The organism is Geminocystis sp. NIES-3708, assembly GCF_001548095.1.
Taxonomy (GTDB): Bacteria; Cyanobacteriota; Cyanobacteriia; order Cyanobacteriales; family Cyanobacteriaceae; genus Geminocystis.
Map to the genome: position 1 here is coordinate 2,227,652 of NZ_AP014815.1, position 15,561 is coordinate 2,243,212.

The following is a 15,561-nucleotide window of genomic DNA, read 5'->3' on the forward strand; positions in this document are numbered from 1 at the left end:
TATAATATAATGACTTTATTGAGTAAGGCAAAAGATAACTAACAAAAGTTATTGATCAATTGTCAATTATCAATTATCAATTATTAATTATTAATTACTGTCTGATGACTCAATCTGCTTCTTTAATGTCTGACTCTAACCTTGAACTAATTACCGAAGATCAATCACAACTAGCAATTCTTCGTCAACTACCCGATTTTCCCTTGCCTAATACTAGCGGTATGATGAAGTTACAACAACATCTTGATCTATTACTATTAGCCCTAGAAGCTCTACAATTAGGGGGATCAGAATATATGTTAGCAACGGCGAAAGAGTTAGAATTAAATAATATTATCAAAAATCGTCTTAGTTTATGGCGTTTACGTTGTAGCAATCCTTGGCGCAAATGTTATACCAGAAATTCATTGACTTTATCTCAAGCAAAAACATTAGTTTTAATAACTTGCGAAAGTGCCAAAAAATGTATAATCCCTATTCGTCAATTGTTAGTTTCTGTGCAACAAATGAGAGATAAAGATATGCCTTTAGAAAATAATTTTCGCCTTTCAGAATATTTTTCAAGGTTTCATGCTCATTTTGCCAATCGTATGAATCCTCGTCGAGCAAAAGTATCGGTTTATTTATCTACCCCAGATGAATTAAATCAATTAGCATTATCTTTATTAGAAGAATTATTGTTTTGTACCGGTGTTAGAGGAAAAGAGAGATTTTGGATTAGTCTTTTTGATGGCGAAGTTAACGTTAAGTCGGAGATAGGATAAAACATTGTAGGGATAATTCATGAACTATCCCTACAAAAGTTAGGAGAAATACTTATAAATGATAAATAAATCTCTCAGTGGTTAATTGTTAATTACTAATTGTTTAATTACAAAATTGTTTCAAAAGCAACTCCTTCTTCCACAAAGTTAAAATTGCTTTGTACTATACTTTGACGTTCTTCTTCACCTACGAAAATATAAGCTCCAGCCACAGTTTGAAAACGATAAACATCATTCCCTTGTTGTGCATTTGCACCGTAAGTATAAAATGCTAATCCTTCTTGAATAAAATTAGGATTATTTTTCAATATACTTTGACGCTCTTGCTCACCGACATATAAGTAAGCATTACCAATATCTTGATTGCGGAAACGATAAATAGGAATTAATTCGTCATTAGCTTCAAAAGATACTTTAAATGCTTCTCCTTCTTCTGTAAAGTTAAAACCACCTTGTAAGATAATTTGTTTTTCAGTTTCTCCCACATATAAATATCCTCCGGGGCTAGTTTGGAAGCGATAAATTTGATCATTTAATAAGGGATCAGTAGGATCGGTAGGATCGGTAGGATCGGTAGGATCGGTAGGATCGGTAGGATTAGTAGGATCGGTAGGATCAGTAGGATCAGTAGGATTAGTAGGATCAGTAGGATCAGTAGGATCGGTAGGATCGGTAGGATCAGTAGGATCAGTAGGATCAGTAGGATCAGTAGGATCAGTAGGATCAGTAGGATCAGTAGGATCAGTAGGATCGGTAGGATCGGTCACTAAGTCTTCTACTAAAACAGTACGATCTCCGAACTGTAGTTGTTCGACATTGATTAAGGTATCGGTATTAGCACCAACGGTGACAATATTATTTACAATACTAATAGGGAAATCAGCAAACGCACCATCATAAATTACGGTATCAAAACCTTCTTCCCCATCAATTCGATTATCTACGCCGAGTAATGCTTTTCCAATAATTACATCATCTCCAGCACCCGCATTAACAATGTTATTTCCATCACCAGGATCAATCGTATCATTTCCTGAACCAGAGATGATAGTTTGATCTCCTTCTCCACCAATGATGTTCAAGTTGTTGGTGCGATCACTAAAATCAAAAGTACCACTAGCATTACCCAAATTTATCTCTTCTATTTCTGGATTGGGGTTGGGGTTAGGATTAGGGTTGGGATTAACTCCGTCGAAAATCGTATCATTACGGAAGTTTAAATTTTGAATCCTTGTATCTTCACTGATAGGGGTATCAGATTCGTTAAAGGCTTCATCAGCAGTAGGATGAAACTCAGCTAAATACTCTGCTAAGGCATCTTGCTCTCCTGCAATGGTCAAATTAGAGTTATTGGGTAAGCCATCAGGGTTTAAGCTATCAAGTCTGATTACATTGTCAAAGTAGAAAGAAGGATAACCGTCTCCTCCAGTAGCCAAGAAGTCTAGAATCACCATTTTATAAATAGTATCAGCATCAACTACTAACTCCCCATCGATGATAATGGCTTCTTTTGTACCGTCTTCACGATTTAAAACAAGATTTTGGATTCTTTCTCCTGCCACTGCAACACCTGTTGCTAATCCGTTACCATTACGGGTGAACTGAATAGCTGTATTATCAGGATCAAAACTAAAGCTAAAACCACCGATTTGTCCGAATTGCCCAGGGGTTGTGCCTTCTCTCCATTGAGCGACAAAATGCTCTGCTAAGTCTTTGATGCCTTGAGCAGAAATATCGGCTACGGAGAGTGTGTTGTCAAAACGCAGAGAATTTTCTATATCCAACTGAGAAATATCTCCTTCTTCTTTACCCACTGCTGGATTAGCTTGGGGAGGTAGTTGAATTAACTCGTTTGTGCCACCTTCAATGTAGGAAACACCGATTTGATCACGGATACCACCGCCATTTTTGACGGAAATATCAATGTCAAAGCCATATTGTTCGGCATACCAGAGGTTAGCATCGGCAGTTAAGTTACCGAGGTTAGTTTCTTCAGTTCTGACACTGCTACGCAATCCGTTAAGATAAACTTCAGTATTACCGAAAATTGTGCCGTCTGAGGAATTGATAAATTCTCCTACATTATCGACAATTTCTACTATGTCAGGGTTAGCTAATTCTTTTACTTGTTCAAAAGTAGTGATTTCCTCTTCGTAAAGTCGATCGACACCCTCAATATCAGTGGCAAAAGTACCGCTATCATCACCAATTTCAAGGATTTGACCATTAGGATCAAATTCTACAATTAACTGCCCTAAATAACGATAATTAGCACCCGTATTGATTAAATAAACGTCATTACCATCAGCATCTTGGAAGACTTGAGGATAAGGTTGCAATAACTCAGGGGGAGTTTGAATTTCGTCTTGACGGAGAGGATCATCTGTATTCGCCATAACACGATGAGAACCACCACCCATGATAATATCAACATCAGTGAGTTTAGTAGCTAAAGCCTGTTCAATTTCAAACTGTTGTAAGTGAGTCATCAAGATGATTTTATTGATACCTTGACTAACTAACTCATCCACAAAGGGTTGAATATTCTCTGCTAAAAGTTGGGCGTTAACCTCAATATCTCGACTGGTAGGATCGGTTAACATGGTGATACCACCGATATTAGCAATGGCAGGAAGATAAGGCACAACTGCACCAATTACCCCCACTTGCTCACCATTAACATCAATGACCACACTTTCCGTTAAACTATTGGGTAAAGGTGCTTCGCCAGATTCTACTACTAAATTTTTCAAGTTAGAGCTATCGGTGGAATAGTCTAAATTAGTAGATAAGTAGGGGAATAATGCACCAAGATAACCCGTTTCAGGATCAATGCCTACTCCTTGAATAGCTGGGTTACTGGCGATCGCATTATAGAAAGCAGAAGTTCCAGCGTCAAATTCATGATTACCGACGGCGGCGGCATCCCAACCTAAAGCGTTTTGAATTAAGATGTCTGCAATGCCTTGTTGTCCATAAATATCAAGACTAGCATTAAAGAAAGGTCCTGCGATGAATAAATCTCCCGAAGTGAGTTTCAGAGTATTCTCATATTGTGCATCGAGGGCATTCATGACGGCAGAAAAACCGATCGAATCTTGTAAGGCGGGGATACCTGCTTCTTGATCCGAGGCGTGAAGTAGTTGTAGGGTAAAGTTTTTATCAGTATTTTCTAAAAATGCTAATTGTCCACCTTGAACTAATCCTTCTCTTTCAATGACACCATCTAGGAGAGAATGAGCTTGAACATCAAACAAGAATAATGAACCGGGGGTTTCATCAAACAAGCTAGAAACATCAATGATACCTGAAGATTCCCAGTTACCAATGTCATCGGGACTACTATCGGTTTGTCCTTCGGGTACAGCAGTTCGATCGATCTGAGCAATACGAGTAAGAATACCTGTTTCGGGGCTAAGTTGCCAGATGGATGCTTCTTCTCCTGATGTTTGACCAAATTCGCTAAAAGAGCGATCTTCTTGAATATAGATTAAGCCATTAGTTGCCCATTCGAGGTTATCAGGACTACGCAACCCAAAATCAGGACTCTCAAATTGACCATTTCCTGCGTCATCACCATCATAGAAAATATCAGCTTGAGCTGTAATATTATTCAAGTCGGTAAAGTCCACATCAATTTGATAAGTTGTACCCCAACTATCTTCAGGGAATAAACTATCCCGTCCAGTGGATGCTAATACAGCGATCGTACCATCTTTAGGATTAGTAGCTAAGTCTTCGGGGCGAGAAAACTTGAATGCGCCAACTTCTTCGGCTAAAGCATCTTGTTTTTCTTGAGTGGCAAAACCTTGAGAATCATAACCCTCTGTGTTGGCTAATTCGGGGCGATAAAAATCTATTTCCACAAAACTACCCGATCGACTTTCTTGAGTACCATTGAACTGACTAGGATCAATATCTCCATTGTCTGCAACCCAAACATAGAGTTTGCCTTGAGCTAAACCATTACGCACGAGAATATCTGGTCCTTCACCTTGTCCTTTTTCTCCTACATAGAGAAGTAAGGGCGCACCACCTCGATCGTCTCCAATTAACAAGGCTACTTTATCTGTTGTACCAGTGTCCAATTGAGTAACACTTTCCCATGCGGCACGTCCCATCCAAGGCACGGCATAAAGGGTATTACTTTCGGGATCTAAAACAAACTCAGTACCGCCGTCGGTTTCTTCCCCAGTGAAGAATAAACCATCCACTAAACCACGATTATCACCAAATTGATTAGCAATAATGAATTGAGCGGAACAAAGACGATCGAGCCCCATAAAATCAAGATCACTGGCTTCGTCCACCACTTCCCCAGCACGGTTAATAATGGTATCGTAAGCTAATCCTGCTCCTTCAAGTTCACGAGTTTCTTTATTGATGTCAAAGAAACTAACTCGCCCTCCAGTTAATTGAGTACCATTAGCAAGGGTGTAAGCATAACCCACATCACTACTCAATTCATGGTTAGCTAATACTCGAACAGTGTCTTCATCGAGAGCAAATGCACCCAAACCATCGAGAATACCGGGGGGTACATAATATTCCCCATCGCCACTAGGAACAATTTCTCCGACTGTGAAGACTGGTTGCACCTCAAAAGTTTCTAAACCTTGCATTTGTGCAGGTTGATTTGAAGGAGTAAATCCAGCATCAATTTCAAAAACATTAGTAGTGTTACTTACTTCGTTGGAGACAACTAACAAAGGTTTACCATTAGAACTATCTTGTGCACTGATAAAGGTTAAACCTTCAGGACCAGAGTCTGTTAAGCTAGTTTCAGGGTCTTGTTCAAAGTCACGGGTGTTGATATATTGAATAAATTCCGGAGTCTCAGGATTACTAACGTTATAAACCATTACCCCACCAATGCGTTCTAAACCAACAAAAGCATAAGTTTGTCCGTTAACTGTGCCAACGGTAACACCTTCAGGTTCTGGTCCTTTGTTATCACTACGGTTATCAAAGTTGTTATTGGAGTTACTAGCGTTAAAGTAATCAGGAAAGGCTTGAGCAGTAATACGTTCAAAATCATCGCCACTGTCGAAAACGAGATTACCTTCGCTATCCCAAATGGTAAACGATCGAGCACCAAAGGCATAAAGTTCATCGTAAGCGATTTCACCGACAATTTGTCCTCGAATTTCACCCCCGGGGTTGCCTGTGGTATGGAGGTTAAAGTAATATTCGGTGTCTTCTCCTTGGTCAGTTTTTTCGATGGTATTTTCTTGCCAAGTGCTGGTTAAAGTGGTTGTACCATCTTCACCGATGGTGATAACGGTGTCAGCATCTTCTAAAATATCCCACACAACGCCACCATTTGCCCCTCGGAAGGCTTCGTGAATGTGTAACAGGGTGACATCATCAGCAGTAGTTTGAGTGAGAGGATTACCGTTTAAAGCCCCAAAATCAAGCCCTGTTACTTCTAACTCCACTTGTAAAAATCCGTTGTCATCCACCCACGCTAAAGCCTCTCCTTCGGCTTCAGTGTCAACAGGCGTAACTTCTTGACTACCATCTAATTCTGACACAAAAACGGCTCGATCGCTCTGTCCTAAAGTATTGGTAACGTTAAGACGACCTAAATTTTCATCTTCTTGTAACTCTCTGAAGTTAGGGAAAGCCACAGGATCAAGAATTAAATCATCAACTCCTGATTCTTCGTTGTACAAATCTCCTTCTTCTAAGTCTGGAAAAACATCATCACCTGTAGGGCGAACTCTTGCGTCTCCTTCATTGGCAGTGACGTAGTAAGTTTCACCATTAACAGTATAGGATGCGATCGCATCTGGCATATACATACCCAAAACAGGATGATTTTTGATGTCAATCATATCATCTCGATCGCTTGCGTCTAAACCGTTAGACTGGACTTGGAGAATGCCTAAAGTAACAGGTTCGGGGGTATAATCATCATTGAGGGTAAATGTGCCATCACCGTTAAGAGTAATTCCAGCTACACCAAAATCATTATCGTTGATAACTGCGATGGTATTATCACCCATGTAGGCTAAACCTTCGACTTTCTCAACGGTGTTGTAACCTGCTTGATTAAGGTCAACATAAAGATTTTTGTTGATCAGATTTATACCTTCAGAGGCTAATTCTTCGGGAGTCATTTCATCAACGGTTTTGAAAACTCCTTCCCCTAAGTCGATGGGTGCAGATTGATTAGTGATGTTGGTTGCACCATCTAAACTAAAGCGATAGACTTTCTTTTCAATGTTAGCACTAGGATCGCTGTCGATCGCATCATCGTCTCTTTCAACGACTAAAAACTCACCATTACCAATATATACCGCATCCCCAATTTTATCAGGGCGAGTGTTATCTTCTGTACCCAAATTTGGGTTATCGAGACGGTAGAGATATTCAGCCGTAGTAGTTTGGGTGGTAAGATCAAATTCAACGATGCGAATGTTATTTAAACCATTTAAAGTGCCATTGCTGAGAGTATCAGGGTTACGAATAGGGCTTTGAATAAAGGCGTATAATTTGTTATTGTCAATATCTAAGGCAACCGCTTCAAAACCTCTGTTTTGTCTTCTTTGAGCGATAACCGCAGGTAAGGTTTCGATACCAAAGTCTCCTGCACTGCCTCCCCCTGCAACTCCTGTGCCTTCCGGTACAAATCGATCGATCAAAGTACCATCGGTATTAAAATGATAAATCCCAGGGCGGTATTCGTCCACCATCCAGAAAGTGCCATCCTCAGCAACTACGATGCCTTCTAAATCTGCACCAAAGGTATCGAGAGGAGTGATTACTTCATTGTTTAAATCAACAGGAATTTCGTCATTATAAGGGGTGTTGCCCGTGCCATCAGTAATATTGATATTGGGTAAACCAGTAATAGGAGTGCCATCAGCTTGTTTGATACTAACTCTTTCGGTGATGGTAATTTCCCCTGTCGCTTGATCTAACTCAAAACGAACTATCTCAGGGCTAAAGTCTGGCAGTAAGAAAGGGCGATTACTCCCCGTGGGTTCACCATTGGGCCCTCGATCGGTATGAGTGATAAACTTTAATTTACCATCGGCGGTTTTGCCTTCAAAAAATAAACCAGAGAAACCACCTAATAAAATTTCTTGGTTGCCAATAGTTGTACCAATGGAGGGTAAATCATCAATTTCGTAAGTTTCCAGTGTGCTAGAATTAACACTATGATCTTTAAAGCCAAGAGGTTGAATAGACTCAACGGTAGCGGTGGCAATATCCACAATGGCGATCGCATTATTTTCTTGTAACGTTACCCATGCTTTTGTGCCATCTCCAGAAAAAGCGATATACTCAGGTTCAACATCTTGAGCTACAGTGGCATCTGTACCAAAAATACGCACTCCGTCAGCACGAAGTTGATCAATTTGACTGTTAAAAGCGTTAAAAGTAGCTTCTTGTACTGTTGCGTTAGCTACTCCATTGCTTAAATCAATAATGCTGACAGAACCTTCTGGATCAAAGCTATAATCTTCATTAGGCTCACCTTCATTGGCACTTAATACCCTAGTACCATCAGGACAAAAAGTGACCATATCAGGCAAAAAGCCTACGGTTTGCTTACCTAAAAATTCCCCAGTTGTACTATCAAAAAATTGAACTTCACCCCTAGCGTGATTACCTGTGGCAGTTTCAATAATGGCTAAAGCCACCGCAACAACGCCTTCACTGACTGTACCTTGTTTGCCAACGGCAACGCTATTGGGTATTAAAGCAAAACCATCGCCTACTGCTTGAGTGTTAAGAGGTAAATCGCCAATTTTCGTGATGTTATTGGTATCACTTAAATTCAGGATTTCTACCACATCTCCAGCTACCACAAATAATTGTTCACTGATAGCATCAAATGCTGGAATTTCAGCACCATTTTCACTGGCGTATCTACTAATAAAATTAAGATTAATTGTCATTGTAATTTTTCTAATCGTAAACTAGTTATTCAATCTTCTACAAGCCATAATTTGACTTAATTTTATACCTAAATTAGCTCAACTAAATTAAGGTAATATTAAGTAACCGATAAGGAATAGTTAACAAATTTATTTAATCATTGGTGATTTGTTAGGTAATGGAGCATTGGACAATTAGTCATTCTCAATTTTTCCTTCTCCAATCCATTCTTGTAAATTGTGCTTTGGTTTACCCATATTGAATAAGTGTAAGCCAAAATCTCTGGATAAATCTTCACAAACTTTAATTCCCCTGATACTATTTCCTTTAGCATCAAGAAGAGGTGAAAAAGTACCAATTCCTAAAATTTTGGGAACTACCGCAGAAATACCACCACCCACACCACTTTTAGCAGGTATCCCGACTCTATAAGTCCATTCTCCTGAAGCATCATACATCCCACAGGTTAGCATAACACTAATTACATCTTGAACATAGTGTTCATCGATCGCTCTTTCTTGGGTAATAGGATTAACTCCGCCATTGGCTAAAGTTGCACTCAACATGGCTATATCTCTAGCATTTACCCTGATGGAACATTGTTGAAAGTATAAATCTAAAGTTTCTTCTATTCTGTCACTTACCATATTAAAGTTGAGCATTAAATAAGACATCGCTCGATTTTTGTTACCTGTAGCCTTTTCAGATAAAAATACAGGTACATCAATTTCATGTTCTTTCCCTGTATAACGTTTGAACATTGCTAGTATTCGTTTAAGCCTTTCCGTAGCAGTATCACCTTTGATTAAATCCGCAGTAGCGATCGCCCCAGCATTAACCATTGGATTATAAGGGCGATTAGTTTTTTCATCTAAGGTAATGGAGTTAAATGCCTCTCCTGTAGGTTCAACACTTACTTTACTATTGACGTACTCTCGTCCGTGATCTTCTAGGGCTAAACCAAACACAAAAGCTTTAGAAATAGATTGGATTGTAAATAACTGATCACAATTACCCACTTCAAATATTTGTCCATCAGTAGTAATAACAGAAATACCGAACCATTCAGCTTTTGCCTCTGTTAACTCCGGAATATAATTAGGGATTTTACCGTTATTCAAAGAGCTATATTTTTGATGAAGTTTGACTAAATAATCATAAAAAGGGGAATTTTCAGTATTTGTCATGGTGTTTAAATTCTAAATTTCTTTTGGGTTTGTCTAACTTCTGCAAAAAGTATAAACGAAAAAAGGTGAACCGAAGTCCACCTGAGTTAACTGTAATTCACTTTAATCAAATGACAAATCATCAATTTAGCTAGTCAGTTAGTCAATAGAGATTTAATATCTTAAACCTTTACAAAACTGAAACCTATCAAAAAATTTAGTTATCATTTAGTTATCTGAAAATTCAGCATCAATGACATCATCACCACCAGTATTAGGAGGGGTATCACCTGTTGCACCTGCATCAGCACCAGGGGTTGCCCCGCCAGACTGTTGATAAATGTTACTACCGATGGTGTATAAAACCTGTTGTAATTCAGGCATCACAGTTTTGATTTTTTCGTCATCTTCTTTAGCTACAGCATCTTTAAGATCTTTAATTAATCCTTCGGCTTTAGCTTTATCATCACCAGAAACTTTATCCCCTAATTCGGTGAGTTGTTTTTCTGCTTGATAAACTAAAGAATCCGCTTGATTTTTACGCTCAATGGCTTCTCTTCTTTCTTTATCAGCCGCTGCATTATTTTCAGCTTCTTTTACCATACGATCAACTTCGTCATCAGGTAAAGTAGAAGCACCAGTGATAGAAATAGACTGCTCTTTACCAGTACCTTTGTCCTTAGCGGTTACGTTTAAGATACCATTAGCGTCAATATCAAAAATAACTTCTATTTGAGGCACACCTCGTTGGGCAGGAGGAATACCATCTAAACGGAAAGTGCCTAAACTCTTATTATCTTTAGAAAATTCACGCTCACCTTGTAAAACATGGATTTCGACGTTACTTTGTCCATCAACAGCAGTAGAGAAAGTTTCCGATTTTTTGGTAGGAATGGTAGTGTTTCTAGGGATAATTTTCGTCATTACACCGCCAAGGGTTTCTACTCCTAAAGAAAGAGGTGTTACATCTAATAAGAGAATATCTTTAACTTCTCCTGCTAAAACTCCTCCTTGAATAGCTGCGCCTACTGCTACCACTTCATCGGGGTTAACGGTTTGATTAGGCTCTTTTCCGAGAACTTTTTTAACTACTTCTTTGACCGCAGGAATCCGAGTTGAACCACCTACTAATACAACTTCATCAATATCACTGGCACTAAGTTTAGAATCTTTGAGAGCATTTTGTACAGGAATAGCACAACGATCAATTAAGTCAGCACATAATTCTTCAAATTTAGCACGGGTTAAAGTCAATTCCAAATGTTTTGGACCGTCTTGGGTAGCCGTGATGAAAGGCAAGTTAATTTCAGCTTGAGAAACGCTAGAAAGTTCTATTTTGGCTTTTTCTGCGGCTTCGGTAAGACGTTGTAAAGCCTGTTTATCTTTGCGTAAATCAATCCCTTCTTTTCCTTTAAAATCTGCTGCTAAAAAGTCAACGATTTTTTTATCGAAGTCGTCACCACCTAAGTGAGTATCTCCAGAGGTTGCTAAAACTTCAAATACACCGTCTCCTACTTCTAATACTGATACGTCAAATGTACCACCACCCAAGTCGAACACCAGAATAGTTTCGTTACTTTTTCTGTCTAAACCATAAGCCAAAGATGCAGCAGTAGGCTCATTGATGATTCGTTTTACTTCAATCCCAGCAATTTTTCCGGCGTCTTTGGTAGCCTGACGTTGAGAGTCATTGAAATATGCTGGTACGGTAATTACCGCTTCTGTGACCGTTTCTCCTAAATATTTACTGGCATCTTCTACTAATTTGCGTAAAACTTGTGCGGAAATTTCTTCAGGAGAGAATTGTTTACCCTGCGAGGGACAATCCAACTTCACGTTTCCATTTACATTTAATACTTTATAAGATACCTCTGTGGTTTCGTTGGTAACTTCATCATGTCTTCTACCGATAAAACGTTTAACGGAATAGAAGGTATTTTCGGGATTCATTACCCCTTGACGTTTGGCAATTTGTCCTACTAAGCGATCGCCATTTTTTGCATAAGCCACCACAGAAGGTGTTGTTCTAAAACCCTCAGCATTAGCAATAACAACGGGTTTACCGCCTTCCATTACTGCTACACAAGAGTTAGTAGTTCCTAAATCTATACCTACGACTTTTCCCATATATTATTACTTCCTTTTGATTTACTATATGTAATTTAAAATAAACTAACTAATCAACATTGACAAGAATGAATAGTTTTAAAGTGCATTAATTATTAATTATCAATTATTGATTTTCTATTCCTATATTGAAGGAAAATGACCTCTTTCAGGTAGTGTAGTTTTCCGTACCTTTTTTTCTTATTAATCTTCATTAGTTGGTAAGCCAAAAGTTTTTTTGAAATTAAACCATTTTTCCCGCAGACTCCAAAATTTGCTACTTTTCATGGCGGTTATAGTTTGTTGATATTGAGATGCAATATTTTCAGTTTCCCTAAGTTTTACTTCTGTTTGATGAAGTTTTTCTAAAGTTATTTTTAATTCTTTTTCCATAGAGAATAATACTAAGTCACCATAAATTTTATCAAAATATATTCCTCTATTATTTTGATTAAAATCGTTATTTGATGATGAAGAATATTGATTAATATTTATAGGTGGATTATTAATTAATTCTTGATATAATTGCAAATAGTTATTAGCTTGAACAGATAAGTGATAATTCTTAGTAATAATTTCTCTTGATTTTTTCCCCATCCTTGCACATAATGCTCTATCACTAATTAGCTGTATAATTTTTTCACTCATCAATTCAATACTATTATAAGGAACTATACTTCCTGAAACTTGATCTTTAATTAAATCTGGGATTCCTCCTATATCAAAAGCAATAACAGGAGTGCCACAACTCATTGATTCTAGCATTGTATTAGGAAAATTATCTTCTAAAGAAGGAAGAATAAAAATATCTGCGGCAGAATAAATTAAAGTTAATTCTTGATCAGAGTTAATATTACCAAAAGAAATAACTGTGATTCCTAAATTTTGAAATTCATCATTAGGCTCACCAAAGCAACAAATTTTTAAAATATTATTCTTGGTTAATTCAGCAAATAGATGATTATTTTGACAAAGTTTTAAACTATTAATTAATTCAAGAAATCCTTTCCTTTTTTCTTTACCTGTTACAGCACCTACTAATAGAATAATATCATGTAAGTTAAATTGTAATTTGCTTTTTGCTTCTAATTTATCAATAGGTTGAAAAATATTAGTATCTAAAGAATAAGGTATTACTTCAATTCTATGATTTTGAAAAACTTGACTTTTTTTTGCACATTTAGCTAACCATTGACTGGGGGTAACAATCGTTAAATGAGAATGATTAAAATATTCTATTTTCTCTTTTAAAAGATAAGAAGGTAGATTAAAAATATCCTCAGAAATTTGAGGGCAATTTAAGCAATTACTTTCATAACCTTGACATCCTGCTGTATAGTGACAACCCCCTGTAAATGACCACATATCATGAAGTGTCCATACCACAGGTTTCCCCAAATCTAAGATTTTTTTAACGGTTAAAGGAGATAAAAAACCACTGGTTATCCAATGTAAATTAATTATATCACTACTGACTATAGATTCTAATTCAGCGACATTAAATCCAGAATATCCTAAAGAAAATAAAGTATTAGAAATAGGAGTTCGATTATGATTGATATAATATTTTTGAATGTAATTGGAATAGTTAAAATCAGAATTATTTAGAGATTTATCTAGTGGATATTCTAAAACGTGGTGATCAGAGGAAGTTTTATATAAACTTAATACTTGAGATTCTTTCCCTATTTTCAATAAACCTTCATGTAATCGATAAGCTGCCCTCGCTGCACCTCCTGCAATATCAAAAGTATTAAGATGAATGATTTTCATATAAGCTAGTTTGCATCTAAGTTTATTGGTGAAGGTAGGCAACAGACAAAAGTTATCAAAAAGCGAGTTTGATTTAAGGCAAGGGATTTAAACCCCTTGTTAACAATTAATAAAAAATTTAGGTTAAATGCGCATGAGCTTATTGACCATAATCTCAAATCCTGATAAATTATTTATTATTCTTCGGCGGATAAACCAAAAGTTTTTTTAACTTTAAACCATTTTTGTCTTAAGCTCCAAAATTTACTACTTTCCATCGCTGCAATTCTTTCGTTAGCTTCTCTCAATTGATTTTCCATTTGTCGCATTTCATTTTTTATTTCTCCATATTGCACTTCGTCAAAATAACTAACCTGTATCATCGTATTTTCCTCAGCAGAGTTATTTTCTAATTGATAGACATGATTTTCACATTTATGCAACTGTTCTGTTGTTTTTTGTAGTTGCCACCTTAAATTATTCATTTGTGAAGGTAAATCTTGCAATTGTTGCACTGCTGTCATTAACATATAAATTTGTCTTTTATTCCATTTTTCAGGAGGAATTTTTGCTAAAAATTGACGTAAAGAGTATTTCGCTTTAGCTGACATTTCTTGATTAAGAGGATATTCCGCAGTGACAAAGTATTCGTATAAAGGGTAAGGATAATAGACTATATTTTCTCCTGTAACCACTGCGGCGGTGATAATTTCCCAGTTTTGGCTATCAATGTCTTTATCTTCGGTATAGGGAAATTTTTTTAATAATTGACGAGAAAATAAGCAACATTCGCCACCATAAGCGTTACCTTTCATCATGGTAGGCAATGTACCTCCACTATAACTAACTATGCGATCAACTGCCCCAGTTTCTTTTTGGGCACTGGTGACGATAACTGCATTAGCATTAACCGCAGTTTCGATAAATTTTTCGATGGTTTGGGGAAAAAGGATGACTTGAGGATTAAAAGACAAGAAAAAATCACCTTCAGAAATTTCTAAAAGATGATTATTAATTGCACCAATACCTTTGGTTTTTTCTAAAGATATAAATTTAAAGTTAGGGAATAGAGATTGTGCATGAAAAAATAGGTCTTTACTTTCTGAATTTTGAGAGTTATCATCAATAACAATTACTTCTAAATTATCATAAGTCTGAGTTTCAATACTACTAAGACAATCTACTAAATATTTACCTTGATTTTGACAAATTATCCCTAAAGTTACTTTATTTTTTGGTTTTTGTGGTGCATTAAATCCTTCAAAGGCTTTTTCAATATAGGCTATTTTTTCTTGTAACAATTGTTGATTAATATTTTCTAAAGTATTTTTATCAGCAACTTTCGGCGTTTGAGGATAGTCAGTTAATGCTTCCTCTATTTTTTCCGTCAAAGAATCAGCATCTTTTGGTTTAAACCAGTATAAACCTTCTGTACGTTGCACTAATTGTAAAGTTTCTCTGAATCCTCCCGTATCTGATACCACCAAACTTACGGGTAATTGTCCCATTTCTAGGGCAGTATTAGGGAAATTTTCTTGAGGACTTGTCAAACATACTATAGCATGATTTAATTCTCTAATATATTCGATGGCTTGTTGACTATAAAAGTTGCTAATAATTTCGTAGTTAATATGATCATCTAATTCTTGTTGAATATATTGTTCACTATTCAGGTGTTTTAATTCAGCTGAATATAAAGGCACAACTTTTCCCATGAAAATAATATGAATTTTTTTCTGCCATTCTACGGGCAATAACTTAACAGCAGAGATAAAAGTACATAAACCTTTTCTTTCTTCTAAACGTCCAAAAAAAACTAAAGAAATTAGATCTTTTTTTTTCATATTTAAAGATTCTTGTGACATCATTTTAAAATAAATTTT

Annotated in this window: 6 protein-coding genes; 1 reads left to right on the plus strand and 5 read right to left on the minus strand. The window is 36.8% G+C overall.

Translation table 11 applies throughout. From position 1 onward, the window contains the following. Nucleotides 1–125 precede the first annotated feature (125 nt). The gene (locus tag GM3708_RS09875) at nt 126–764 is read left to right on the plus strand and encodes a DUF3038 domain-containing protein (protein WP_231933165.1); all 639 of its coding nucleotides are present in this window, start codon (nt 126–128) and stop codon (nt 762–764) included. Nucleotides 765–871: 107 nt separating this feature from the next. Here GM3708_RS09875 and GM3708_RS19335 read toward each other — a convergent pair whose 3' ends face one another. The 5 genes from GM3708_RS19335 to GM3708_RS09900 form a co-directional block, all read right to left on the minus strand. Beyond that, the gene (locus GM3708_RS19335) at nt 872–8,674 is read right to left on the minus strand and encodes a choice-of-anchor I domain-containing protein (RefSeq protein ID WP_066346200.1); all 7,803 of its coding nucleotides are present in this window, start codon (nt 8,672–8,674) and stop codon (nt 872–874) included. A gap of 174 nt (nt 8,675–8,848) precedes the next feature. Continuing rightward, nucleotides 8,849–9,841, minus strand: coding sequence for a glutaminase A (glsA, locus tag GM3708_RS09885; protein ID WP_066346201.1), 993 nt, complete (start codon nt 9,839–9,841; stop codon nt 8,849–8,851). Between the two features lie 207 nt (nt 9,842–10,048). Next, nucleotides 10,049–11,947: a molecular chaperone DnaK gene (dnaK, locus tag GM3708_RS09890; protein WP_066346202.1), complete on the minus strand. Its 1,899-nt coding sequence runs from the start codon at nt 11,945–11,947 to the stop codon at nt 10,049–10,051. Between the two features lie 183 nt (nt 11,948–12,130). After that, entirely contained in the window at nt 12,131–13,699 is a 1,569-nt protein-coding gene (locus GM3708_RS09895) for a glycosyltransferase (protein WP_066346203.1), read from the minus strand. A gap of 176 nt (nt 13,700–13,875) precedes the next feature. After that, nucleotides 13,876–15,522 carry a glycosyltransferase gene (locus tag GM3708_RS09900; protein ID WP_158505863.1) on the minus strand — a complete coding sequence of 549 codons (1,647 nt, stop codon included), beginning with the start codon at nt 15,520–15,522 and terminating at the stop codon, nt 13,876–13,878. Nucleotides 15,523–15,561 lie beyond the last annotated feature (39 nt).

Bases quoted from the DNA above. Each gene is read 5' to 3' on its own strand.
- GM3708_RS19335 (WP_066346200.1), bottom strand. From the start codon at position 8,674: ATGACAATTAATCTTAATTTTATTAGTAGATACGCCAGTGAAAATGGT.
- glsA (WP_066346201.1), bottom strand. From the start codon at position 9,841: ATGACAAATACTGAAAATTCCCCTTTTTATGATTATTTAGTCAAACTT.
- GM3708_RS09875 (WP_231933165.1), top strand. From the start codon at position 126: ATGTCTGACTCTAACCTTGAACTAATTACCGAAGATCAATCACAACTA.
- GM3708_RS09900 (WP_158505863.1), bottom strand. From the start codon at position 15,522: ATGAAAAAAAAAGATCTAATTTCTTTAGTTTTTTTTGGACGTTTAGAA.
- dnaK (WP_066346202.1), bottom strand. From the start codon at position 11,947: ATGGGAAAAGTCGTAGGTATAGATTTAGGAACTACTAACTCTTGTGTA.
- GM3708_RS09895 (WP_066346203.1), bottom strand. From the start codon at position 13,699: ATGAAAATCATTCATCTTAATACTTTTGATATTGCAGGAGGTGCAGCG.